At 71.7% G+C, this 24105-nt stretch carries 17 protein-coding genes; 6 read left to right on the top strand and 11 right to left on the bottom strand.

Going from position 1 to position 24105, the window contains the following annotated elements:
* Window positions 1-126: 126 nt before the first annotated feature.
* Both ACIO3O_RS31150 and ACIO3O_RS31145 read left to right on the top strand, forming a co-directional pair.
* A complete protein-coding gene (locus ACIO3O_RS31150) occupies window positions 127-822 on the top strand; it encodes a response regulator (RefSeq protein ID WP_401751668.1) in 696 nt (231 codons plus the stop codon).
* A 631-nt stretch (window positions 823-1453) separates the two neighbouring features.
* Window positions 1454-2494: a lytic polysaccharide monooxygenase gene (locus tag ACIO3O_RS31145; protein ID WP_401751666.1), complete on the top strand. Its 1041-nt coding sequence runs from the start codon at window positions 1454-1456 to the stop codon at window positions 2492-2494.
* An 86-nt stretch (window positions 2495-2580) separates the two neighbouring features.
* Here the strand turns inward: ACIO3O_RS31145 and ACIO3O_RS31140 are convergent, their stop codons facing one another.
* Window positions 2581-3630, bottom strand: a complete 1050-nt coding sequence (locus tag ACIO3O_RS31140; RefSeq protein WP_401751665.1) for an LLM class flavin-dependent oxidoreductase — start codon at window positions 3628-3630, stop codon at window positions 2581-2583.
* Between the two features lie 193 nt (window positions 3631-3823).
* Here ACIO3O_RS31140 and ACIO3O_RS31135 point away from each other — a divergent pair, with 193 nt between their 5' ends.
* From ACIO3O_RS31135 to ACIO3O_RS31125, 3 genes are read left to right on the top strand one after another with little or no spacing between them, the layout of a single operon-like run.
* Window positions 3824-4906, top strand: coding sequence for a DUF3533 domain-containing protein (locus ACIO3O_RS31135; RefSeq protein ID WP_401751663.1), 1083 nt, complete (start codon window positions 3824-3826; stop codon window positions 4904-4906).
* The gene (locus ACIO3O_RS31130) at window positions 4903-5562 is read left to right on the top strand and encodes an acetate uptake transporter (protein ID WP_401751661.1); all 660 of its coding nucleotides are present in this window, start codon (window positions 4903-4905) and stop codon (window positions 5560-5562) included. The genes ACIO3O_RS31135 and ACIO3O_RS31130 overlap by 4 nt, the downstream gene beginning before the upstream one ends.
* A gap of 22 nt (window positions 5563-5584) precedes the next feature.
* Window positions 5585-6769, top strand: coding sequence for an AAA family ATPase (locus tag ACIO3O_RS31125; protein WP_401751659.1), 1185 nt, complete (start codon window positions 5585-5587; stop codon window positions 6767-6769).
* A 123-nt stretch (window positions 6770-6892) separates the two neighbouring features.
* Here the strand turns inward: ACIO3O_RS31125 and adhE are convergent, their stop codons facing one another.
* Window positions 6893-9487, bottom strand: a complete 2595-nt coding sequence (gene adhE, locus ACIO3O_RS31120; protein WP_401751658.1) for a bifunctional acetaldehyde-CoA/alcohol dehydrogenase — start codon at window positions 9485-9487, stop codon at window positions 6893-6895.
* A gap of 343 nt (window positions 9488-9830) precedes the next feature.
* Between adhE and ACIO3O_RS31115 the strand changes: the two genes are divergently transcribed.
* Complete coding sequence (locus ACIO3O_RS31115; RefSeq protein ID WP_401751656.1) at window positions 9831-12593, top strand: M4 family metallopeptidase; 2763 nt, start codon at window positions 9831-9833, stop codon at window positions 12591-12593.
* A gap of 319 nt (window positions 12594-12912) precedes the next feature.
* On the opposite strand, the gene ACIO3O_RS31110 is transcribed toward ACIO3O_RS31115, so the two are convergent.
* The 9 genes from ACIO3O_RS31110 to ACIO3O_RS31070 all read right to left on the bottom strand — a co-directional run bounded on the left by ACIO3O_RS31110 (window position 12913) and on the right by ACIO3O_RS31070 (window position 24104).
* Entirely contained in the window at window positions 12913-14556 is a 1644-nt protein-coding gene (locus tag ACIO3O_RS31110) for a dipeptide ABC transporter ATP-binding protein (RefSeq protein ID WP_401751654.1), read from the bottom strand.
* Complete coding sequence (locus ACIO3O_RS31105; RefSeq protein WP_401751652.1) at window positions 14553-15545, bottom strand: ABC transporter permease; 993 nt, start codon at window positions 15543-15545, stop codon at window positions 14553-14555. The genes ACIO3O_RS31110 and ACIO3O_RS31105 overlap by 4 nt, the downstream gene beginning before the upstream one ends.
* Window positions 15546-15573: 28 nt before the next feature.
* Window positions 15574-17346: an ABC transporter substrate-binding protein gene (locus ACIO3O_RS31100; protein WP_401751650.1), complete on the bottom strand. Its 1773-nt coding sequence runs from the start codon at window positions 17344-17346 to the stop codon at window positions 15574-15576.
* 41 nt (window positions 17347-17387) lie between these two features.
* Entirely contained in the window at window positions 17388-18344 is a 957-nt protein-coding gene (locus ACIO3O_RS31095; RefSeq protein WP_401751648.1) for an ABC transporter permease, read from the bottom strand.
* 353 nt (window positions 18345-18697) lie between these two features.
* Complete coding sequence (locus ACIO3O_RS31090; RefSeq protein ID WP_401751646.1) at window positions 18698-19786, bottom strand: S1 family peptidase; 1089 nt, start codon at window positions 19784-19786, stop codon at window positions 18698-18700.
* Between the two features lie 229 nt (window positions 19787-20015).
* Entirely contained in the window at window positions 20016-21020 is a 1005-nt protein-coding gene (locus ACIO3O_RS31085; RefSeq protein ID WP_401751834.1) for a slipin family protein, read from the bottom strand.
* A gap of 150 nt (window positions 21021-21170) precedes the next feature.
* Entirely contained in the window at window positions 21171-22082 is a 912-nt protein-coding gene (locus ACIO3O_RS31080; RefSeq protein WP_401751644.1) for a S1 family peptidase, read from the bottom strand.
* 271 nt (window positions 22083-22353) lie between these two features.
* Window positions 22354-23172: a DUF1684 domain-containing protein gene (locus ACIO3O_RS31075; RefSeq protein WP_401751643.1), complete on the bottom strand. Its 819-nt coding sequence runs from the start codon at window positions 23170-23172 to the stop codon at window positions 22354-22356.
* A gap of 44 nt (window positions 23173-23216) precedes the next feature.
* Window positions 23217-24104, bottom strand: coding sequence for an FMNH2-dependent monooxygenase (locus ACIO3O_RS31070; RefSeq protein ID WP_401751641.1), 888 nt, complete (start codon window positions 24102-24104; stop codon window positions 23217-23219).
* Window position 24105: the final 1 nt, after the last annotated feature.

Genomic DNA, 24105 nt, shown 5'->3' with positions numbered 1-24105 from the left:
GTTCTGTGACACGGGTTCTGTCATGCAGGGGGAGGTGGGCTCATGTTGCCGGTGCGTTAAGGAGCTGTCGCCGTTCCGGAACCAACGGACGTTGTGGTCCTTGTGGTCGCGCCCTAGCGTGGCCGGGTGACGAATGTGCTGGTCGTGGACGACGACTTCATGGTGGCGAAGGTCCACAGCCGCTGCGTGTCCGCGATGGACGGTTTTACGGTGGTCGGGGTGGCCCACAGTGGTGCCGACGCCCTGCGTGCGGCCGAGCGGCTGCGCCCCGATCTGGTCCTCCTGGACGTGTACCTGCCCGACATGGACGGCCTCGACGTGCTGCGCGAGCTGCGGGCGGCGGAGGCGCTGGACGCGGACCGGCCGACGGCGGACGCCCTGTTCATCACGGCGGCCCGGGACGCCGGTGTCGTACGGGCGGCGCTGCGGGCGGGGGCGCTGCACTACCTGATCAAGCCGTTCCACCAGGCGGCGCTGCGCGAGCAGTTGCGGCACGTGGCGTCCCTGCGCACCCGCTTCGACGCCCTCGCCGTGCACGGGCAGGCCCGGCAGGAGGACGTGGACCAGCTCTTCGGGACACGCCCGCCGGGCTCGCGGGAGCTGCCGAAGGGGCTGGCCGCGCACACGGCGGAGTTGGTGGAGCGTACGGTGCGGGCGCACCCGGAGGGCCTGTCGGCGACGGAGTGCGCGGAGGCCGGGGCCCTGTCGCGGGTGAGCGCGCGCCGGTACCTGGAGTTCTTCGCCGCGACCGGGCGGGCCGAGGTGACGCTGCGGTACGGCGGGACGGGGCGGCCGGAGCGGCGGTACCGGTGGGTGGTGTGAGCCCGGCCGCGCGGGGCACGGCACACGGCGGCTGACGAGGCACGGCACGCGGCAGCAGGCGTGGCACGGCACAGGACGGCAGGCGTGGCACGGCACACGGAGACCGACGAGGCACGCCACGCGGCAGCAGGCGTGGCACGGCACAGGACGGCAGGCGTGGCACGGCACACGGAGACCGACGAGGCACGGCGCACGGTGGCCGACGAGGCACGGCATGCGACGACCAACCAGGCGCGGCGCAGGGCAGCCGACGGAGGCCGGCACACGGCGACCAACCAGGCGCGGCGCAGGGCGGCCGACGGAGGCCGGCACACGGCGACCAACCAGCCGCGGCACGTGGCGGCCGACGGAGCCCGACACGCGACGACCAACCAGGCGCGGCGCAGGGCAGCCCGGCACACGGCGGCCGACGAAGCACGGCGCACGGCCGCCGACGAGGCCGGAATCGCCCATTCCAGGCAGCTTCTTAACCGCCACTGAGCGCTTCCTTAAGCGGGCCATAAAGATCGCCACCTACCGCTCCCGGCAAGGAATTTCGCCGTTTCCGGGGTCTAGCGTGCTGCCTTGCCGGGGGAGATCTCCCCCCTCTCCCCCGGCCACGCACACGTCCCCTGCCAAGGAGTTCCGCACCATGACCGCAGCTCGTCGGACCGCCGCCCGCCGCAAGGCCGCCACCGTCGCCGCCCTCGGCCTCGCGCCGCTCGCGCTGACCGGCCTGGCCGCCTCCCCGGCCGCCGCGCACGGCTCCATGACGGACCCGGTCAGCCGGGTCTCCGCCTGTTACGCGGAGGGCCCGGAGAGCCCGGACTCGGCGGCCTGCAAGGCGGCCGTCGCCGCCAGCGGCGTCCAGGCGTTCTACGACTGGAACGCGGTGAACATCGCCAACGCCGCGGGCAACCACAAGGCCCTCATCCCCGACGGCAAGCTGTGCTCGGCGGGCAACGACAAGTACAAGGGCCTGGACCTGCCGCGCGCCGACTGGCCGTCCTCGAAGCTCTCGGCGGGCAAGCACACCTTCCGCTACAAGGGCACCGCCCCGCACAAGGGCTCCTTCGAGCTGTACGTCACCAAGGACGGCTACGACCCGACGAAGCCGCTGAAGTGGTCGGACCTGGAGGCCAAGCCCTTCGCGAAGGTCACCGACCCGCAGATGCAGGGCGGCGACTACGTCTTCGACGGCACCCTGCCCGACAAGTCCGGCCGGCACCTCGTCTACAGCATCTGGCAGCGCTCGGACAGCCCGGAGGCCTTCTACACCTGCTCCGACGTGGTCTTCGGCAAGGACACCGGCGGCAAGGGCACGGACGCGGGCGCTCCCCCGGCCCCCACCGCGTCCGCCCCGTCCGACAAGGACATAGCCGCAGGTGCCGACAAGTCGACGGTCGAGCACAAGGGCCACGGCGACAACGACCACAAGACGGGCGCGGGCGCGCAGACCGCCGCCCCGAAGCCCGCTACCCCGGCCGCCCCGGACGCCAACACCCCCGCCCCGCAGGGCGGTTCGGCCACCCCGGTCGCGGCCCCGGCCGGTGACAACCTCGCCGAGACCGGCGGCGACTCCGCCACCCCGTACATCGCCGTCGGCGGTGCGGCGGTGCTGGCACTGGGTGCGGCCGTGCTGTTCGGCTCGGTCCGCCGCAAGTCCGCCACGGGTGGGCGTCACGGCCGCTAGAGGCCACGTGAGCCGGGTGTGCCGTCCGTTCCGGGGGAACGGACGGCACACCCATGCCAGGACCGTCCGGATCGCCCGGCCCGCCCTCACTTCCAGTACGGCATGATCTCCTCGTGGATCAGCCGCAGTTGGGCGTCCACGTCCGCGACCCCCTCCAGCTCCCGCCCGGTGAACGCCTTCACCAGCCCGCTGTCGGTGATCGCGCAGATCATGTGGTTGACCCCGGCGGGCTCGATCTCGGTGCGGATCTTCTCCAGGCACTCCTCCGGCGTCCCCGACACCGACAGCTTCTCGGCGACCTCCGGCGACGTCAGCTCGATGCCCCTGGCCAGATCACCGGCCGCGATCGCCTCGATGACCGGCTTCAGCTCGGCGGGGTCGACGCCGTTGCGCCGCAGCTGCTCCTCGGGCATGGACGAGGCGTAGATGCCGACCATCGAGCGGGCCGCCTCCTTCGCCTTCGCCCCGTCGCGGTCGGTCGCGAAGACCACCCAGGCCCCGACGTCCAGGCTCCGCCAGTCCTTCCCGGCCCGCTCCGCACCGATCTTCAGGTGCTTCACCGCGTAGTCGTACGCCTCGCGCGTGTAACTCAGCGCGTGGTGGACGCCGTCCGACAGCTCCCCCGCCGCCTCGAACGACTTCGGGCCGCGCATCGCGCCGAGCTTCACCGGAAGCCGCTCCTGGACGGGGCGCGCGAAGGTGAAGAGTCCGTCGTACGAGAAGAACTCCCCGTCGTACGAGATGGCCCCCTCGTCCAGCAGGGTCCGCACGACGTGCAGCGCCTCCTTGGTGCGCGACAGCGGTTTGGTGCGCGCCCAGTCGATGCGGTACTGGGCGAGCAGCCCGAAGTTCCCGCAGGACAGCACGCCCTCGGCGCGTCCGCCGGACAGTTCGTCGAGGGTGGCGAGGGCCTGCGCGATGAGGGTCGGCTCGCGCAGCACCACCGACGACAGGCTCGGCCCGAAGCGGATGTTCCGGGTCTGCCCGGCGGCCGCCGCGAACAGTAACCACATGTCCTTGTGCCAGGTCTCGTCGGCCGCGTAACAGGCGTGGAAGCCCAGCTCGTCGGCGAGCCTGATCGAGGCGAGGGAGTCCTGGAGCGGGTAGTCGGGCAGCATCACATAGCTGAACTTCATGGGTGGCCTTCCCCTGAGCTGGCAGGTTTGCTGACAGGTCCATGTCCCGCTTTACGGTGCTGGGTCGGCCTGCGGGAGGGGCCGGAGCGCTGCACACCGGCACGTACTCCGCACAAGCGGAACCCGCCCTCCGCGTTCACCCGTACGGCCCACCCCACCTGCGGGAAGCGACCTGTCCCCGGAGCGTGGGGACATGAGATTCGCCGATGAGTTGAAGCACGCCGTGACCCCGCGAGCCGCACTGCTCGTCATCGGCTGCCTGGCCCTGCAACTGCTGTTCATCACGTCGTACGTGGGGGCCCTGCACCACCCCAAGCCCCGGGACATCAAGGTGGCCGTGGTCGCGCCGGGCGGGGCGGCGGAGCAGTTCACCGGCCAGTTGAACAAGCTGCCCGGCTCCCCGCTGGACGCCCGCCCGCTGGCCTCCGAGGCGGCGGCCCGTGCGGAGATGCTGAACCGCGACATCGACGCGACGCTCCTGGTGAACCCGCGCGGCGGCAAGGACGACACCCTCCTCGTCGCCTCCGGGCAGGGCGGCTCGGAGACCCGGGTGCTGGAGCAGATCTTCACCGAGGTCGCCGCGAAGCAGCAGCGGACGGTCGCCTTCCGGGACATCGCCCCGGCCTCGGCGCAGGACGCCAACGGGCTGAGCTCCTTCTACCTGGTGGTCGGCTGGTGCGTCGGCGGCTACCTGTGCGCGGCGATCCTGGCGATCAGCGCGGGCGCCCGCCCGGCGAACCGCAAGCGGGCCGTGATCCGCCTCGGGATGATGGCGCTGTACGCGATCGTCTCCGGGCTCCTCGGAGCGGTGATCGCCGGTCCGATCCTGGGCGCGCTGCCGGGCAGTATGTGGGGCCTGTGGGGTCTGGGCGCACTCACGGTGTTCGCGGTCGGTGCTCTCACCCTCGCCCTCCAGGGCATCGTCGGCGTGGTCGGCATCGGCCTGGCCATCCTGATCATCGTGATCGGCGGCAACCCGAGTGCGGGCGGCGCGTTCCCCGGCCCGATGCTGCCGGGCTTCTGGCGCACGATCGGGCCCGCGCTGCCGCCGGGTGCGGCGACCTGGGTGGCGCGCTCGATCGCGTACTTCAAGGGCAACAACATCACCGGCCCGCTGCTGGTCCTCTCCGCCTGGGCGGTCGCGGGCGCGGCCGTGACGATGATCGCGGCGTCGCTGCGCAGGCCGTCCCCGGAGGAGGTCCTGCTGGACACCGCCCCCGACGACCGGGCCGACGGCACCGGCGGGGCGACCCTGGACACCGGGAGCCGTGCGTGAACCTGGGGCTGCCGCACCGGTCGGGTCCGGCCGCGCAGGCGGTCTCCGTCAAGCGGATGGAGCCCACCGCGCAGGCCCAGCTCGGTCCGCTGGGCCTGACCGGGTTCATCGTCGTCACGATCATCGCCACCGGTATCGACGCGGGTGTCTTCCCGGAGAAGCTGGCCCACTCGGTGCTCCCGGTGGTCGGCTTCTTCGTCGGCGGCCTGGCGCAGTTGCTGGCCGGGCTCTTCCAGGCCCAGCGCGGCGACACCTGGCACGCCACCGTCTTCGGCGGGTTCGGGCTGTTCTGGTGCGCGAAGGCGGTGCTGATCCAGTGGGTGCTGCCCGCCACGGACCCGGCGCTGCGCGGTGACGTCAACGGCCTGTTCACCCTCCCCTGGGTGTTCGTCGTGTTCGTCCTGTGGCTGGCCTGCTTCCGCATCCACCTGGCGCTGCTGATCACCTTCACCTGCGTCCTGGTGGTGTTCGTCGCGATGACCTGCTTCGGCTTCACGGGGATCGTCGGCTGGAACCGGGTGGCGGGCTGGGCGGGCCTGTGCGCGGCGGCCGGGGCGACGTACCTCCTCGCGGGACAGGTCCTCGCCAGCACCTGGGGCCGCCCGGTCCTCCCGATGGGCCGCTTCCTGGCCCCGGAGGAACACCCGGAGTCCTGACCGGCCCGTCGGAAGGCAGCGTGTGATCACCACCCTCGCGGTCGAGAACTACCGCTCCCTGCGCAAGCTGATCGTGGAACTCGGCCAGGTCAACGTGGTCACCGGCGCGAACGGCACCGGCAAGTCCAGCCTCTACCGCGCCCTGCGCCTGCTCGCCGACTCCTCCCGCAACGGGGCGGTCGCGGCCCTGGCCCGCGAGGGCGGCCTCGACTCGACGCTCTGGGCGGGCCCGGAGTCCATCAGCCGCGACGTCCGCGCGGGCCTGGCCCCGCTCCAGGGCACCCGCCGCACCGCGCCCGTCGGGCTGCGGCTGGGCTTCGCGGGCGACGAGTTCGGGTACGCGATCGACTTCGGCCTGCCGCCGCCCGACCCGGAGTCGATGTTCGGCGGCGACCCGGAGATCAAGCGCGAGTGCACCTGGGCGGGCCCGGTCCTGCGCCCCGCCGCCCTGCTCAGCGACCGCGCGGGCCCCGCCGTGCGGGTACGGACCGCCTCCGGCGCCTGGCACCGCTCGCAGGGCCAGGTCCGCCCGTACGACAGCATGCTCAGCGAGCTCGCGGACCCGCAGCTCGCCCCCGATCTGCTGCTGCTGCGCGAACGCATCCGCAACTGGCGCTTCTACGACCATGTGCGCACCGACGCCCACGCCCCGGCCCGCGCCGCCCAGATCGGCACCCGCACCCCCGTACTGAGCGCCGACGGCTCCGACCTGGCCGCCGCCCTCCAGACGATCCGCGAGATCGGCGACCACACCGCCATGGACGAGGCCGTCGACGCCGCCTTCCCCGGCAGCCGGGTCTCCGTCACCTCCCACGGCGGCGGCTTCGCCCTGCAACTCCACCAGAAGGGCCTCCTGCGCCCGCTCGGCGCGGCCGAACTCTCCGACGGCACCCTGCGCTACCTGCTGTGGGTCGCGGCGCTCCTCACCCCGCGCCCGCCCTCCCTGATGGTCCTCAACGAGCCGGAGACCAGCCTCCACCCGGACCTGCTGCGCCCTCTGGCCGACCTGATCCTGCACGCGGGCCGCACCGTCCAACTGGTGGTGGTCACCCACGCCCGCCCCCTCGCGGACGCGCTGGCGGAGGGCACCCGGCGGGCCCGGATCGACATCACCACCATCGAACTCCTCAAGGACTTCGGCGAGACGACGGTCGCGGGCCGCGAGGGTCCGCTGGACGAGCCGCTCTGGTACTGGCCGAAGCGCTAGCGCTCCGCCTCCGGGACGTCGGGGGAACGTACGACGACCGCCCGTCGGCAAGTCGGTCGACTTGTCGACGGGCGGTCGCTTCACGCGGCGGGCCCGGGGCTGCTTCCCGCGGCGGGCCGGGGGCTACTTGCCGTAGTACGCCCGGCGCATGAGCTGCTTCATGTCGGCGATCATCGGCATCCGCGGGTTGGCGGGTGCGCACTGGTCGGCGTAGGCGTTGAGGGCCTGCTGCGGGAGGGCCGCCAGGAAGGCCTTCTCGTCGACGCCCTCCTCCCGGAAGCCGGCGGGGATGCCGCACTTGGCGCGCAGCTCCTCGACGGCGCGGGCGTAGGACTCGACGCCCTCCTCGGGGGTGGCGGCCGGGAGGCCGAGGGCCTGGGCGATGGCCTGGAAGCGCTCCGGGGCGCGGTAGACCTCGGCCTTCGGCCACGGGGTGGCCTTGGCGGCGACCTGGCCGTTGTGCCGGATCACGTGCGGGAGGAGCAGGGCGTTGGTGCGGCCGTGGGCGACGTGGAAAGTGTTGCCCAGGGTGTGCGCCATGGCGTGGACCAGGCCGAGGAAGGCGTTGGCGAAGGCCATCCCGGCGACGGTCGAGGCGTTGTGCATCTTCTCGCGGGCCTCGGGGTCGTTGGCCCCGTCGACGACGCAGCGCTCCAGGTTCTCGAAGATGAGCTTGATGGCCTGGAGGCAGAGGCCGTCGGTGTAGTCGTTGGCGTAGACCGAGACGTACGCCTCGGTGGCGTGGGTGAGGGCGTCGAAGCCGGAGTCGGCGGTGACGGTGGCCGGCAGGCGCATCGGGAGGGTGGGGTCCACGATCGCGACGTTCGGGGTGAGGGCGTAGTCGGCGAGCGGGTACTTCTGGGCGGCCTTCGGGTCGGAGATCACCGCGAAGGGGGTGACCTCGGAGCCGGTGCCCGAGGTGGTCGGGATGGCGACCAGCTGGGCCTTCTCGCCGAGCGCCGGGAACTTGTAGGCCCGCTTGCGGACGTCGAAGAACTTCTCCTTGGTGTCCGCGAACTCGACCTCGGGGTGCTCGTACATCAGCCACATGATCTTCGCCGCGTCCATCGGTGAGCCGCCGCCCAGCGCGATGATCGTGTCCGGCTGGAAGTCCCGCATCATCGCCGCACCGGCCCGGACGGTCTCCAGCTCGGGGTTGGGCTCGACGGTGTCGATGACCTGGAGGACGATCCGGTCCGCACGGTTGTTGAGGATGTCGGTGACCCTCTGGACGAAGCCCAGCGTGCTCATGGTCTTGTCGGTGACGATCGTGACCCGCTTGAGCCCGGCCATCTCGCCGAGGTAGCGCAGGGAGTTGCGCTCGAAGTAGATCTTCGGCGGGACCTTGAACCACTGCATGTTGGTGTTGCGCCGTCCGATCCGCTTGATGTTGAGGAGGTTGACCGCGGTCACGTTGTTGGAGACCGAGTTGTGGCCGTAGCTGCCGCAGCCGAGGGTGAGCGAGGGCAGGAAGGCGTTGTAGACGTCGCCGATGCCGCCGAAGGTGGAGGGCGCGTTGACGATGACGCGGATCGCCTTGACGCGCTTGCCGAACTCCTCGGCCAGTTCCTCGTCCTCGGTGTGGATGGCGGCGCTGTGCCCGAGGCCGTCGAACTCGACCATCTGCGCGGAGAGTTCGAGGCCGTGCTCGGTGTCCTTCGCCTTGAGGGCGGCGAGGATCGGGGACAGCTTCTCGCGGGTGAGCGGCTCGGCGGGGCCGACCTCGGCGCACTCGGCGATGAGGATCGAGGTGTCCTCGGGGACCTCGAAGCCGGCCTGTTCGGCGATCCACTGGGGGGACTTGCCGACGACGGCCGCGTTCAGCTTCGCGCCGGAGCAGGTGGTGGCGTAGGCCGTGGTGCCGAAGACGAACTCCTCGACCTTGGTCTTCTCGGCCGCCGTCAGGACGTGTGCGTGGAGGCGCTCGAACTCGGCGATGCCTGCCTCGTACACCTCCTGGTCGAGGATGACGGCCTGCTCGGAGGCGCAGATCATGCCGTTGTCGAAGGCCTTGGAGAGCACGATGTCGTGCACGGCGCGCTGGAGCTTGCCGCTCTTGGGGATGTACGCGGGGACGTTGCCCGCGCCGACGCCGAGGGCGGGCTTGCCGCAGGAGTAGGCCGACTTGACCATGGCGTTGCCGCCGGTGGCGAGGATGGTGGAGACGCCCTCGTGGTTCATCAGGAGGCCGGTGGCCTCCATGGAGGGGGCGTCGATCCACTGCACGCAGTCGGCGGGCGCCCCGGCGGCGACGGCGGCGTCGCGGACGATCCGGGCGGCCTCGGCCGAGCACTTCTGCGCGGACGGGTGGAAGGCGAAGACGATGGGGTTGCGGGTCTTCAGGGCGATGAGCGCCTTGAAGATCGTGGTCGAGGTGGGGTTGGTGACGGGGGTCATCGCGCAGACCACACCGACCGGTTCGGCGATCTCGATGATGCCGTTGAGTTCGTCGCGGCTGACGACGCCGACGGTCTTGAGACCAGCCATGGAGTTCGTGACGTGCTCACAGGCGAAGAGGTTCTTGACCGCCTTGTCCTCGAAGACTCCCCGGCCGGTCTCCTCGACCGCCTGCTGGGCGAGGTCTCCGTGGGCGGCGAGCGCGGCGAGCGACGCCTTCTTGACGATGTGGTCGACCTGCTCCTGGTCGAGCTCCTCGAACGCGGTGAGCGCTTCCAGCGCTCCCTGGACGAGTCCGTCGACCATCTCCTGGGCCTGCATGACAGGTGCTCCTTCGCTGCGGCCTTCTTCGCTGATGCCTCCATTCCACTCCTGCCGGGGGCCGGAAATGATCGACGAATGCCCCGAACCCGGGGGCCATAGGTCCCTTCGAATTCCGGGCTTCTCGCGCTCAACCCCCGCTGACCTGCACATACGGGCCGGGACTTAAGACCCTTGAGAGCTTGTGAAAACTTTCACAAGTTTTTCGCTGCACACCCCCCGCCCCGCCGTCCAGCCCCTCGCACCCCTCACTTGTGGGCAGGACTTATTCCTTGATCAACATCCCTGCAACACCTTGCATGAACGATGAACAGCGCAAGCGACCACGGAAGTTGGGAACACCTTGAGCAAGACCAGACCCACGGCGATACCCGGCCGGACATCCCGGGCCGCCGGCGTCGCCGCGCTGCTCGGCGCGGCGGCCCTCCTGACCGGAGCCCTCCCCGCGCACGCCGCCCCCGCCGCTCCCCCGGCCGACGTCGTCCCCGGCGAGGGCACGGCCACCCCCGCCCTCGTCGACAACATCGCCGAGCAGGCCCCCGCCTCCGCCGCCCCGGCGGACGCGGCCCGGGACCACCTCGCCGCGAAGAAGAGCCGGTACCGGATCGACAACCCGCAGCGCGACCTCGCCGCCGCCGACACCGTCCGGGACGGCGCGGACGAGACGGTCCGCTTCCAGCAGAAGCACCGCGGGGTGAAGGTCCTCGGCGGCCAGTACCTGGTGCGGATGCAGGCCAAGGACGGCGAGCGCCTCGTCACCGGCACCTCCGGCAAGTACTTCACCGGCCTCGACGTCGACGCCACGGCGTCCGTCCCGGCCGCGACCGCGAGCGAGCGCGCCCTGTCCTCCGTACGCACGCAGCTCACGGGCGGCCAACTGCGCCTGCCCGCGAAGCAGGGCAAGGGCGGCGCCCCGCAGCTGAGCGCCGCCTCGCACGGGCTCGTCGTCCTGCCGCAGGGCACGGGCGTCCTCACCCACCACATCACCGTCACCGGCTACGACCCGGTCGCCAAGGCGCCGGTCAAGCAGGAGGTGTACGTCGACGCGCACGCCGGGTTCCCGGTGCTGTCGTACTCCGGCATCCAGAACGCCGTGGACCCCGCCGAGAGCAGGGCGAAGAAGCCCAAGCAGCCCGGCACGACCGGCAAGGGCGTCAAGCTGGACGGCAGGAAGGTGACGCTGGAGGTCGAGAAGCGGGGGTCCTCGTACCTGCTGATCGACAACTCCCGCACCTGGAAGACCAGCAAGAACCCCATCACCACCTGGGACGCGGCGGGCGTCGACGTCGGTGACGCGTCCGGCACGTGGCCGGCCGGGATCAAGGAGGTCGCCTCCCCGTCGAAGAAGTTCGACGCGAAGGTCACCGAGAGCGGCGCGGTTGACGCCCACTGGGCGGCCGGGCAGGTCTACGACTACTACAAGAAGCAGCACCACCGCGACAGCCTGGACGGCCGCGGCATGGCCATCAACTCCCTCGTGGGCATCACGGAGTACGGCTTCCCGTACGTCAACGCCTTCTGGGACGGCGACAAGATGGTCTACGGCAGCGGTGACGAGGAGTTCAAGAGCCTCGCCGCCGACCTGGACGTGGTGGGCCACGAGATGACGCACGGCGTCGTCGAGCACACCGCGGGCCTCGTCTACACCGGCCAGTCGGGCGCGCTCAACGAGGCCGTCGCCGACTACTTCGGCAACGCCATCGACGTCACGGTGACCGGCAACGAGAAGTCGCCGGACGCCGGTCTGATCGGCGAGGACCTGTGCCGTACGAAGTCGCCGCGCGACTGCGCGCTGCGCGACCTCAACGACGGGCGGACGACGTCCAAGGACTTCCTCGGTGTCGCCTTCGGGTACGACCGGGGCGGTGTGCACCTCAACTCGACCATCTTCTCGGGCGCGTTGTGGGACATCCGCGAGGACCTCGGCGGCAAGCAGGCCGACCGGATCGTCTACAAGGCGCTCACCGAGTACCTCACCCCGTTGGACGGCTTCACCGAGGCCCGCGCCGCCGTCCTGGCCGCCGCGAAGGACCTCGGGGTCAAGGGCGACAAGCTGAAGAAGGTCACCCGCGCCTTCGCCGCGCACGGCATCGTGCCCGGCTGGGAGCAGGCCATCGGCGTCGACACCGACACGCTGCTGGGCGACCTCAACACGCGGGGCACCGAGCCGGGTGCGGGCGGCGGCTGGTGGGCCGTCGCGAAGTCCGACGCGGAGGGCGAGGAGGCGTACTCGGTCTGGGCCGGACGCACCGACGGCAAGGGCGGCGCGCCCAAGCTGATCAGCCCCAACGACGGCCGGTACCACACCAGCCCGGACACGGACGGCACGACGGTGGTCTGGGTCGCGGTCGGCCCGAACGGCTCCGAGGTGCTGTCCCGCTCCCTCAAGGGCGGCCCGATCCGGAAGGTGCGCACCCTGCCGTCGCTGGCGGGCGCGGCACACGTCTCCGGCGACGTCGTCACCTGGCAGGAGGAGGACGCGGACCGCAAGCCGCGCGTGGCGTGGGTGCGGGGCAACGACCCGAAGGTGCACTACGCGGACGGCGACGACGCGGCGATCACCACGGCGCTGCCGACGCTGAGCGGTACGAAGCTGGCCTACGGCAAGGTCTACCCGACGCCGGACGGCTACTCGGAGATCTCCACCGAGATCCTCGACCTGGACACCGGCAAGAAGGTGCTGCTCCCCGCGAAGGGCGGCCACATCGGGATCGCGAACCCGGTCCTCACCGGCAAGCACCTGTACTGGCTGGTCGACAACATCATGGACGACAACCGGCAGATCCTGCGGCGGGCGAACGTCGACGGCTCCGGGATGACCGACCTGATCGAGGAGACGGACGAGCGGGCGTACATCTGGAGCCTGGACGCCACGGACTCGGCCGTCACGTACACCTACTTCAAGCCGGGCCAGGACCTGGTCAACACCAGCCTGCAGAAGCTGGTCCAGGCGGACCCCGACGGCAAGAACCAGCAGCGCGTCTCGTGCTCGCGCGGTGAGCAGTACGGGGTCGCCGCCGACACCGGGAAGCGGGTGGTCTGGGGCGACGGCACGACGGGCCACACGAACCTGGTGACGCGGGACCGTCCGGCGGGCCGCTGCTGACACCTTGAGCGGTGGGCAGTACTGATCCCGGTGCCGGGGGGCCGAGCAACCTCCCCCCGGCACCGGGCTGCCGTTCCTGATGGGGCTACGCCCCTCGCCCCCTGCCCGGCTCCGCCGCGCGTCCTCAAACGCCGGACGGGCTGAAGTGCCTGGCCGGGGCTGAGGTGCTGGTGCGCCCCTGAATGCCGCCCGAAGGGCAGGCATATCAGGGGCGCGGGGAACTGCGCGACCAGCCACGACGCACCCGCACAGAACCGCAAGCCCCCGCACCGGGTGCCGACCCGACCCCGCCCCGCCCCGCGCCCCAGCGGCCCGCCCCCTAGCGGCCCGCCAGCAACTCCCGCGTGTACGCGGCCCGCGGTCCCCCGAACACCTCCTCCCGCGTCCCGCACTCCACCACCTCCCCCCGATGCATCACCGCCACCCGGTCACAGAAGTGCCGGACCACCGCCAAGTCGTGCGACACGAACAGCAGCGACAGCCCGAACTCCTCCCTCAAGTCCATCAGCAGATTCAGCACCTGCGCCTGCACCGACACATCCAGCGCCGACACCGGCTCGTCCGCCACGATCAGCCGGGGCCGCACCGCCAGCGCCCGTGCGATCCCGATCCGCTGCCGCTGCCCGCCGCTGAACTCGTGCGGGTACCGAGGCAGATGCTCGGGGGCGAGCCCGACCTGCCGCAGCAGCTCCGCCGCCCGCTCCCGTCGCTCCCCCGCGTCCAGGGACGTATGCACCCGCAGCGGGGTGGTGACGATCTGCTCCACCGTCCGCCTCGGGTTGAGCGACGCGTACGGGTCCTGGAACACCAGCTGTACGTCCCGGCTCAGCTCCCGCCGCAGCGCCGCGTCCGTCGCCGCCCCCGAGATGTCCCGCCCCGCGAACCGCACCGTGCCCGCCGTGGGCCGTTGCAGCCCCGCCAGCACCCGGGCGGTCGTGGACTTGCCCGAGCCGGACTCCCCCACCAGCCCCAGCGTCTCCCCCTCCGCGATCCGCAGCGTGACGTCACGCACGGCGACCCGGGGTTCGGGCCGACGGCCGAAGAGGCGTCGCGGGGAGGGGAAGGCGACGCGCAGGCCCGCGATGTCCGCGAGCGCGGCACCCGTAGAGGGAGCGACCGAGCGGGGACGCGACACCGGCGCCGGGTCCTCCACCGTCGGCAGCCGTGTCCCCGGCACCGTCTCCAGCGTCGGCGCCGCCCCGATCAGCGCCCTCGTGTACGGGTGCTCCGCGTCGGCGAGGAGCTTCGCGGTCGGGCCCTCCTCCAGGAGTTCCCCGCCCCGCATGACCAGCATCCGGTCGGCCCGTTCCGCGACGACGCCCACGTCGTGGGTGACCAGGAGGACCCCGGTGGAGCTCCCCGCCACCAACTCGCCCAGCAGGTCCATCACTTGGCGCTGCACCCGCACGTCCAGCGCCGTCGTGGGTTCGTCGGCGACGACCACCGCCGGGTCGTTGACCAGCGCCGTCGCGATCATCACGCGCTGCCGCATCCCCCCGGAGAAGAGGTGCGGGTGGTCCCGCGTCCGGGCGGCCGGGATGCCGACCCGCTCCAGCATCGCGACCGCCCGCTCCCGCGCCCCGGCCCGCGACACCTCCGGGTGGTGCAGCCGGTACGCCTCCGCCACCTGCTCCCCCACCGTGTGGAAGGGGGACAGGGCGGCGAGGGCGTCCTGGAAGACCATCGCGATGCGATCCCCGCGCAGGGCGCGCAGCCGCGGCTCGGGGGCTCCGACGACCTCCGTGCCGCAGACACGGAGACTTCCGTCGATCCGGGTGCGTACGGGATCGTGGAGACCCAGCGCCGCCAGCCCGACGGTGGACTTGCCGGAGCCCGACTCCCCGACCAGGCCCAGCACTTGACCGGGCATCAGGTCGAAGGAGACTCCCTTCACCGCGGCCACCTCCCCCTGCCTCCCGGTGAAGGTCACGGACAGGTCCCGGGCTGCCAGTACGGCGGTCATGCGAGCCTCACCCTCGGGTCGAGACGGGCCACCACCAGGTCGGCGACGGCGACGAACACCACCACGAAGAACGCGGCGAGCAGGACGGTGCCGACGACGGTCGGCAGGTCGTTCTGGAGGACGGAGTCGACGGCGAGCCGCCCGACCCCGCTGATCCCGAAGACGGTCTCGGTGATGAACGCACCGCCGAACAGCGCGCCCACCTCCAGACCCAGCAGCTGGACCAGCGGTCCGGCCGCGCCGCGTGCCGTGTACTTCAGGTGGGCGCGGACCGTGCTCATCCCCTTGGCCCGCGCGGTCCTGACATACCCCTCGTGCATGGTCTCCAGGAGCTGCGAGCGGGACAGCCGGGCGAAGACGGCCGCGTTGACGAAGCCCAGGACCAGCCAGGGCAGCAGGAGTCCGGCCAGCCAGGCGGCCGGGTCCTCGCCGAGCGGGGTGTAGCCGGGGACGGGGAGCAGGCCGGTCGTGTAGACGAGGAGGTACTGGAGCGCGTAGCCGAGGAAGTAGATCTGCACACTCGCGCCGATGAGGGTGAAGGCGGAGAGCAGGCGGTCGGTGGCGGTGCCCCGGCGCAGCGCGGCCGTGAAGCCGACGCCGATGCCGAGCACGACGATGACGACGAGCGCCCCGGCGGCCAGCGAGAGGGTGGCCGGGAGGTGTTCCAACACGGCGTCCAGGACCGGCTGTTGGAGGACGTACGAGTAGCCGAGGCAGGGTGCGGCACAGTGCAGGACCGTGCCGTCGAGGTCGCGGACGGTGCGTCCTGCGACGAGACCGCGCAGGTAGTCCGCGAACTGGGCCAGGATCGGCTGGTCGAGGCCCATCGAGATGCGGAGTTCGGCGACCTGGGCGCTGTCGCACTGCGGTCCGCAGGCGGTGAGGGCGGGGTCGGAGGGGGCTGCGTAGAAGAGCCCGAAGGTGACGGCGGTGATCACGAGGAGCACCGCCGCCGCCTGGAGGGCCCGCCGCAGGACGTAGCCGGTCATGGAGTCGCTTCTTCGGAAGAGTCGCAGGTCACTTCTTGAGGAACAGCCAGGCCGGGGAGACCGTGCCGTAGATCGGGTGGATGGCCGCGCCGCCGACGTCCCTGCCGTGCACCTGGGTGGTGGCGGAGTTGAGGAAGGGGACGACCGGGACGTCCTTCATGACCGTCTTCTCCAGGGCGACGAGCGCCTTGGTCTTCTCCTCGATGCCGGGGATCGCCTTGACCCGCTCGATCTCCTTGTCGACCTCCGGGTTCTGGTAGCGGATGGAGTTCTCCAGGGCGTCGAGCTTCCCGTAGTAGGTCTCCGGGAGGAGCGTGGAGAGGGTGGGCCAGTTCACCGAGTTGGTCTGGAGCCACAGGTCGTAGGGGGCCGGGCCGCGGAAGACCTGGTCGGTGAAGGCGGCGTCGCTCATCGGCTTGGTGACCAGCTTGATGCCCGCCTTGCCGAAGGCCTCGACGAGGACCTGCGCGACGCGGTCTCCCACCGGACTGGTCTCGTAGGCGTACGTGAGGGTCGTGACCTTCGTCTTCGCCTTGGCCAGGTGTTCCTTGGCCTTGGCGATGTCGCCCTGCGGGGCGACCGGGTAGGTGTCGTACTTCTCCCAGCCGGCGACGGCGGGCGAGGAGAGGGTGGTGGCGATCTCGCCGAGGCGCGGGCCGCCCATCACCTGGCGGGCCTGCTCGCGCGGGAAGAGGTAGTGGATGGCCTTGCGGACCTCGGGGTCGGCGACCCGGCTGTTCTTGATGGCGAGGGAGGCGGTGTACGCGCCCCGGCGGCCCTCGACGAGCAGTTCCTTCTTCTTCGGGTCGCGGTCGATGGCGCTGAAGAGCTCGGGGGCGGTGCCGTCGCGGTCGGTGGAGGCGGTACGGGCGCCGTCGCCGTTGCCGGAGAGGATCTCCTGCCCGGAGTTGACGGCCTTCTTGCCGAAGGTGAAGGCGTAGCCGTCGAGGTACTGGTGGCGGATCGGGTCGGTCTCCGGCTTCCAGTGCGGGTTGCGCTCCAGGGTGAGCGACTGGTTCTTCTTGTGCTCCACGATCTTGTACGGGCCCGAGGCGAAGGGCTTGATGTCGTAGCCGGAGCCGGTGTCCTTGTCGGGGCGGACCGGCGAGGACGAGGACTGGGTGGCCATGAAGGACACGTCGGCCTGCGGCTGCGGGAAGCGGAAGACGATGGTCTTGTCGTCCGGCGTCTCGATGGCTTTGAGGTCGCCGTCCTTCGGGCCGCCGTAGACCTTGCGGGCCTCGGTGAGGTTGGTGGTGCCGGTGAGCCAGGTGGGCCAGTAGGAGGGGCCCGCCTCGAAGCCGGGGGCGAAGGTGCGCTGGATGCCGTACTTGACGTGCTGCGAGGTGATCGGCTGCCCGTCCTCCCAGGCGACGCCGTCCTTCAGGGTGAAGGTCCAGGTCCTGCCGCCGTCGGAGGGGCGGCCGAGGTCGGTGGCGAGGTCGCCGACCAGCTTGGGCTTGCCGTCGACCACCTGGTACTGGGTGAGCTGGCGGCCCCAGAGGAGCGAGGTGTTGTAGGTCTCGCCGCTGTAGATCTTCTGCGGGTCGAGGTGGGCGTAGTCGTTGGCGTTGAGGACCTTGAGGGTGCCGCCCTTGCGGGCGCCGGGGACCTCGGGGGCGGGGCCCGCGCTCTCCTTGGCCGTGCCGATGATGGCGGCGAGCTTGGACTCGGTCTTCGCCGTGCCGTCGGTCTTCGCCTGCTGGCCCGCGCCCGCTCCGGCCGAGCAGGAGCAGAGCAGCAGGGCGGCGACGGTGGCGGCGACGGGCGCGGCTGCGGTGCGGGCGCTGATTCTGGGCATGGCGAACTCCGGTACGTACGAGAAGGGTCGGGGTGGGGGGCTCAGCGAGCGGTGCGCGGGTCGAGTGCGTCCCGTACCGCGTCGCCGAAGAGGTTGAAGGCGAGGACGAAGACGAGGATCGCCACGCCGGGGAAGACCATGTAGGTCGGGTCGTCGTAGAAGACCTCGGCGCCGCGCGAGATCATCCGCCCCCAGTCGGGGACGGGTTCGCTGATGCCGACGCCCAGGAAGGACAGGGCGGCCTCGGCGGTGACGACGGCGGGCAGCGCGAGGCTGATGTGCACGAGGACGGGGGCCCAGACGTTGGGCAGCAGTTCGCGCAGCACGATGTGGCGGCGGCTGACGCCGAGCGCACGGGCGGCCTCCACGAACTCCCGCTCCCGCAGGGACTTCACGGTCGTACGGAGCACCATCGCCAGCGGCACCCAGCCGAACGCGGCGAACACCAGGATCAGGACGGTGAACTGCATCCACACCGGCTCGTTCTCGCCGGGGTCCACGAACCGGGTCTGGATCACCGGGCCGAGCGCAAGGAGCAGGAGCAGCGTCGGGAAGGCGAGGAGGACGTCGCACAGGAAGGTGAAGGCGCGGTCGGCGAGCCCGCCGAGGTACCCGACGCTCACCCCCAGCACGATGCCGAGGACGGCGATGACGAGGGTGGAGGCCCCGGCGACCAGGAGCGAGGTCCGCATGCCGTACAGGAGTTGGGCCAGGACGTCACGCCCGAGCCCGGGTTCGAGGCCGAACCAGAACTCTCCGGAGATGCCCCCGTTGGGCTGCATCGGCAGGCCCTCCGCGCTGAGCAGTCCGGGGGTGTTCTGCCCGTAGTGCTCGGTGGGGTTCTTGCCGTACCAGGCGGTGAGCAGCGGCGCGAGCACGGCCAGCAGCACACAGACGCCGACCACGCCGAGGGCGACCATGCCGGTGCGGTCGCGCCGGAAGGCGCGGACGGCGGTGGCGAAGGGGCCACGGGGTGGTGGCATACGGGCTTCGGGCATGGCTGCCGTACTCCTGAAGTGCGGGGAGGGGCCCACCGGTCGGGGTCTCCGCCGTGGGTCGGCAGCCATCAGAACAAGCGGAATCCGGCCCGGCAAATCGGAAATGGGCGAGGTGCGTGGATTGCGAAGGGAGTGTTGCGGGGGTGCTGCGGGCGGCCATGCGCCCGCAATGTTCCGGACAGCCTTTCCGGTACGAATCCGGTCAAGCCGACCGGCCGGGGCGGGCGTTGCGCGTCCCGGTGAGATCTCGGCCACTCGGACGCCGGGGAGCGGCCCCGGCACCTCGGACGCGGCACAGCGAGGAGCCCCGGCCCACCGCGAGGTGGACCGGGGCTCCTCCGCAAGCGCCGGGATCAGCCGATCTCGGTACCCGTCGCCGCCAGCGCCGCAGGCACCGGCTGGAAGAAGGTCTCGCCGCCCGAGGAGCAGTCGCCGCTGCCGCCCGAGGTGAGGCCGAGCGCGGTGTCGCCCGCGAAGAGCGCGCCGCCGCTGTCGCCGGGCTCGGCGCAGACCGTGGTCTGGATGAGCCCGTTGACGACCTGGCCGTTGCCGTAGTTCACGGTGGCGTCGAGGCCGGTGACCTCACCGTCGTGGACCTGGGTGGTGGACCCGGAGCGGGTCACCTTCTGGCCGACGGTGGCCTCTCCGGCCTTGGTGATGGCCTGCGTGCTGCCGTTGTACAGGTTGACCTCGCTGGGGTGCGCGGTGTCGCCCGTGTACTTGACGAGCCCGTAGTCGTTGCCGGGGAACTTGGAGTCGGCCGTGGTGCCGATGGCCGAGCCGCCCTGCGTGTCCGACCAGCTCTGGATCTCGGCCGTGCAGTGGCCCGCCGTGAGGAAGTACGGCTCGCCGCCCTTGGTCACGTTGAAGCCGAGCGAGCAGCGCGCACCGGCGCCCCAGATGGCGTCGCCGCCCGCGATGAGGGGCTTGAACTCCCCCTTGGAGTGCTTGAGCCGGGCCTTGGAGCCCAGCTCCTTGACCGCCTTGTTGAGCTGGGTGAGGTTAGCGCCCTTCACCGTGCGGTCGGCGGTGACGACGATCGTGTTGCTGACCGGGTCCGTCGCCCAGGACGTGCCCGGGATCGACGCCTTGCCCGCGAGTGCCGTGCGCGCCGACTTCAGCTCGGCCAGGGTGTGCTGGACGATTCTGGCCTGCCCGCCCGCCGCCTTCACGGTCTCCGCCGCCGCCTTGTCGGTGACGTTGACGACGAGGGCCTGGGCCTTCGCGTCGTAGAACGACCCGGCGGCGTCCGCGCCGAGCTTCTTGGTGAGCGAGGTCGCGAGCTGGTTGGCACTCGCCACGGAGAGGGTCTTCAGCGTCGGCGTGGGGGCCGCGCCTTCGCTGGCGTTCGCGGTCTGGAAGGTGATGCCCGTGGCGACCAGGGCGACGACCGCGGTGCCTACCGCTGCCGCACGCCGCTTGGGTATGCGTCGGTGCTTCACAAGTGACCTCCTGTGGGGGGTCCCGAGCCCGGAAATGTGGGGGTGGGCCCGGGTGAGGCCCCACTATTCACAGGCTCACAGGGAGCACACAAGGTCGACTTCCGGACGCGCACACGACAACCACGTCACGCCCCCGTTCTCTTGACATGCCGTCGCGGTGCCCGTTTTGCGACCCACCGGTCACAGTTGCGAACACCGCGTGCGATCAACGGCCGCCCCTGGGTGAGGTCTACGCCTGTCCGGTACCGGGCGTTCGCGGGCCGGTTTCCGGCTGCCCCGACACGGGACCCGGCACTTCGGAGGGCGCCCGGGACCCCCGCACCGGCACCTCCCGCTCCAGCACGGCCGCCTCCTCGTCCGGTACGGGCACCACCTCGTCCGGTACGGACGCCGGCTCGTCCCGCACGGGTACGGGCCCGGCCTCTCCGACCGCAGCCGGAGGCGCACCCGGCACCGCGCCTGGAGCGGGCGGCGTCGGAGCCGCCCGCTCCAGGAACCTCAGCAGCTCCACCGGGAACGGCAGCACCAGCGTCGAGTTCTTCTCGGCCGCCACCGCCACCACCGTCTGGAGCAGCCGGAGTTGGAGGGCCGCGGGCTGGTCGGACATGACGCCCGCCGCCTCCGCCAGCTTCTTCGAGGCCTGGAGCTCGGCGTCCGCGTTGATCACGCGCGCCCGGCGCTCGCGGTCGGCCTCCGCCTGCCGGGCCATCGACCGCTTCATGGTCTCGGGCAGCGACACGTCCTTGATCTCGACCCGGTCGATCTGCACGCCCCACCCGACGGCCGGGCTGTCGATCATCAACTCCAGCCCCTGGTTGAGCTGTTCACGGTTGGACAGCAGATCGTCCAGCTCGCTCTTGCCGATGATGGACCGCAGCGAGGTCTGCGCCATCTGCGCGACGGCGAACCGGTAGTCCTCCACCCGCACCAGCGCGTCCGCCGCGTCGATCACCTTGAAGTAGATGACGGCGTCGACCCGCACCGTCACGTTGTCCCGGGTGATGCCGTCCTGCGCGGGCACCGGCATCGTCACGATCTGCATGTTCACCTTGGTGAGCCGGTCCAGGAACGGCACCACCAGCGTGAACCCCGGCCCGCGCACGGAATCCCGGAGCCGCCCGAGCCGGAACACCACCCCGCGCTCGTACTGCTTGACCACCCGGGCCGCCGCCATCAGATAGACCGCCCCGGCGCCCACGGCAGCAGCCCCCGCCAACACCAACTCCTCGACCATCACGGCCCCCTGGAGTCCCACTAGCCCCATTGTGTCCTGACTTGTCCTGAGAAGAAGGTAACCCCCAGGGACGACAGTCGACAGGCCCCCGCCCGGAGGAGTCCGGAACGAAGGCCTGCCCGCTGCTGGCTGCAGTTCACAAGGAGTGGGTCAGAAGATCGTGACCCCGTACGCGCTGAGCGCCTCGGTGACGGGCTGGAAGAAGGTCGTGCCGCCCGACGAGCAGTTGCCGCTGCCGCCGGAGGTCAGACCGATCGCCGTGGTGCCGGAGTACAGCGGGCCGCCGCTGTCGCCGGGCTCGGCGCACACGTTGGTGCGGATCATGCCGTAGACGACGTCGCCGCCGCCGTAGTTGACCGTGGCGTTGAGGCCGGTGACCCGGCCGCTGTGGATGCCGGTGGTGGAGCCGCGCCGGGTGACGTTCATGCCGACGGTGGCGTTGCCCGCGCCGGTGATGTCGACGTTGCCGACGGTGCCCGGGTGCGGGACGGCGGTGTTGTCGTAGCGCAGGATGCCGTAGTCGTTGACCGGGAAGCTGGACCCGGTGGTCGGGCCGATCAGCGTCGTGTGGGCGGAGTTGGTGTACCAGGTCGGGTTGCCGTCGGTGCAGTGCCCGGCGGTCAGCGCGTAGTACGTGTTGCCCTTGCGGACGTTGAAGCCCAGTGAGCAGCGCCAGGAGGGCGCGTAGATGGCGTCGCCGCCGGACAGCAGCTTGGAGAACCTGCCGGGGGTGCGCTCGATGCGCAGGGCGCGGGCCTGGTCGCCGAGGGCCGCCGTGATCCGCGCGAGCTCGGCGCGGGAGACGGTGCTGTCGGCGGTGACGACGAGGGTGTTCGTCGCTGTGTCGACGTGCCAGGCGGTGCCCGCGACGTCGGCGCGCAGGACGGCCGCCTGGGCGGTGACGAGCTGGGCGGCGCTCAACGAGGCGGCCTCGGCGGCCGGTTGGGCCTGTGCGTTCGGTACGGCGATGGCGGCGGTGGCGGCGAGTCCTGCCGCCACGGCCAGGAAGCGGAAGCGTCTCGCCATTCCGCTGCGGGGTGTGGTGGTGCGCTCTTTCCTCACTTGTCGTTCCTCCCGAGGGGAATCGGGGGCCCGGTGCGGTGTGGGGAATCTCCCGGGGCCCGTGAGGCGCAGCCGGGGGCGGTTCGGCGGGTCCCGTGGCCACGGAAGGTCCCGCAATGCCCCTGACAAGCGCTGTCTCGGGAGTATTCGGGCGCCTGTCGGGGCGCGCAAGGGCGCGTTTCGGCCGCGCGCGGGCGTACGGGAGTGCGACGTGCTCCAGCCCCGGTACCGCTGGGGCGACCGGGGCTGGAGTGAATCAACTACCGTACGGTCAGCGCTTGTTGAGCTCCCCGACCGGCACCGTGAACGGCAGCGTGTTGCCCGGCGGCGGGAACGGGCAGATGAAGTGGTCGGCGAACGCGCACGGCGGCAGCAGCGTCCGGTTGAAGTCGACCGTCACGCTCCCGTCGGCCTCCGGTGCGGCCGGCCGCAGGAAGCGGAACCGGTAGCTGCTCTTCCCGCTGCCCGCGTCGGCGAGGACGGCCCACAGCGACCCGTCCTCCTCGACGGCGACGTGCAGGGCATGCTCGGCCCCCTCGTGCGTGAAGAAGACCTGCCCCGCCAGCCCGAGCCCCCGGGCGCGCCCGTCGGCGTTCTCCACCTGTACGGTCCGGCTCTCCTCGTACGGGACGAACCGGCCCGCCAGCACCCACGCCGGGTCGTACGCCCCGGCCTCGATGCCCGCGAAGGCGCGCCGCGCCGCGGAGGCGGGGTCGAAGTCGCGCACCGCCCACAGGCCCTCCCGGGTGAGGACGACGAGCCGCCGCTCCCCCACAAAGACGCGGGAGGCGGGGATCGGCCCCCGGTCGGGGCCGAGCGCGACCTCGCCCACGAAGGGCTCCCCGTCGACGCTGATCCCGTCGGCCTCCCCGGCGCTCAGCACGACCTCCGTGCCCGCGTCCTTCCACCGCCCGGGCACCCCGTCGATACGGCCGTCCGGGTGGTCGGCCAGCCAGTGGGTGCCCGTCAGCGACAGGGGGCCGTAGGGGGACGAGACGGTCTCGACGCGCTGCTCGTGCCAGCGCTGCCAGTCCTGCGCGGCGGCCTGCGGGTTCTCCGGAGCCTCCGGCGTGCGATCACTGCTGCTCATGCGTGCAACCTTTCCATACGGTACGAAGTCGTGCCCGGGCGCGCTCACGCCCGGCTCCCTGCGGTGTGTCTGCGGGCGGGGTCCGGCAGCCCGAGGTGCTCGCGGAGGGTGGCCCCGGAGTAGAAGTGCCGCAGCAGACACCGGTGTTGGAGCAGTGTGACGGTGCCGTTGACCAGCCGCTCCAGGTCCCGGTCGGGCTCCAGCGGCGTCACGTGGAACCCGTCCACGACGTCCGCCGCGTGCCACCGGGTGAGCACCTGGGCGAGCCCGACGGGCCCTCCGGTGTAGCGGGCGGCCCCGTCCTGCCCGATGCGTACGGCCTCCGGGTCCAGGGCGGGCGGCCCGTCGAGGTGGGGCTCCCCCGCGAGGCCCACCGTGAGCGCCGCGAGCACCCGCACGTCGTCGGGGTCCCGCCCGGCGGCCGCCGCCCGCCTGCGCAGATCAGCCCGCATGACCCCGGCCTCGCCGGGGCTGTAGGCCCGCACCAGGACGACGTCGGCCCCGTACGCGGCCACGGCGAGCCCGTCCGCCCCGCACGCGGTCACGTCCACGACGACCACGGGCCGCTCCGGGCCCGCCCCGGGCGTCTCTCCCTCCAGCAGTGCGGCCTCCGCGTCCTGTGCGGCCGCGTCGACTCCGCGGCCCACGCGTCCGCGGCCCTCCCGGAAGAGCGTGCGCAGGGCCTCCCGGGTCGGGGCGGGTGCGGCGGCCGGGGCGGTCACGGTGGGGACCAGCCCGACCCGGCAGGTGTCCGCCGCACCCCGCACCAGCCCGTCGAGCGGCTCCGCCCCTGCGCGGGCGAGCAGCTGCGCCCCGGCGAGGGTCACGAAGTCCAGCGCCCCGTTCTCCGCCAGCCGCACCCGTGCGGCCACGCCTCCCCCGCCACCGATCTCCGCCCCCAGATGCAGCGGCCTGCTGACTGCCGACCCCATG

The sequence above is a fragment of the Streptomyces sp. NPDC087440 genome (assembly GCF_044744005.1).
GTDB lineage: Bacteria > Actinomycetota > Actinomycetes > Streptomycetales > Streptomycetaceae > Streptomyces.
Note: the sequence above shows the minus strand (reverse complement) of the source record. Positions and strands in the feature narration are given on the sequence as shown.

Excerpts from the sequence above, each read along its gene's own strand:
- ACIO3O_RS31135 (WP_401751663.1), top strand. The coding sequence starts at position 3,824 with ATGAGATTCGCCGATGAGTTGAAGCACGCCGTGACCCCGCGAGCCGCA.
- adhE (WP_401751658.1), bottom strand. The coding sequence starts at position 9,487 with ATGCAGGCCCAGGAGATGGTCGACGGACTCGTCCAGGGAGCGCTGGAA.
- ACIO3O_RS31075 (WP_401751643.1), bottom strand. The coding sequence starts at position 23,172 with ATGAGCAGCAGTGATCGCACGCCGGAGGCTCCGGAGAACCCGCAGGCC.
- ACIO3O_RS31085 (WP_401751834.1), bottom strand. The coding sequence starts at position 21,020 with ATGGTCGAGGAGTTGGTGTTGGCGGGGGCTGCTGCCGTGGGCGCCGGG.
- ACIO3O_RS31145 (WP_401751666.1), top strand. The coding sequence starts at position 1,454 with ATGACCGCAGCTCGTCGGACCGCCGCCCGCCGCAAGGCCGCCACCGTC.
- ACIO3O_RS31100 (WP_401751650.1), bottom strand. The coding sequence starts at position 17,346 with ATGCCCAGAATCAGCGCCCGCACCGCAGCCGCGCCCGTCGCCGCCACC.
- ACIO3O_RS31110 (WP_401751654.1), bottom strand. The coding sequence starts at position 14,556 with ATGACCGCCGTACTGGCAGCCCGGGACCTGTCCGTGACCTTCACCGGG.
- ACIO3O_RS31105 (WP_401751652.1), bottom strand. The coding sequence starts at position 15,545 with ATGACCGGCTACGTCCTGCGGCGGGCCCTCCAGGCGGCGGCGGTGCTC.
- ACIO3O_RS31140 (WP_401751665.1), bottom strand. The coding sequence starts at position 3,630 with ATGAAGTTCAGCTATGTGATGCTGCCCGACTACCCGCTCCAGGACTCC.
- ACIO3O_RS31070 (WP_401751641.1), bottom strand. The coding sequence starts at position 24,104 with ATGGGGTCGGCAGTCAGCAGGCCGCTGCATCTGGGGGCGGAGATCGGT.
- ACIO3O_RS31095 (WP_401751648.1), bottom strand. The coding sequence starts at position 18,344 with ATGCCCGAAGCCCGTATGCCACCACCCCGTGGCCCCTTCGCCACCGCC.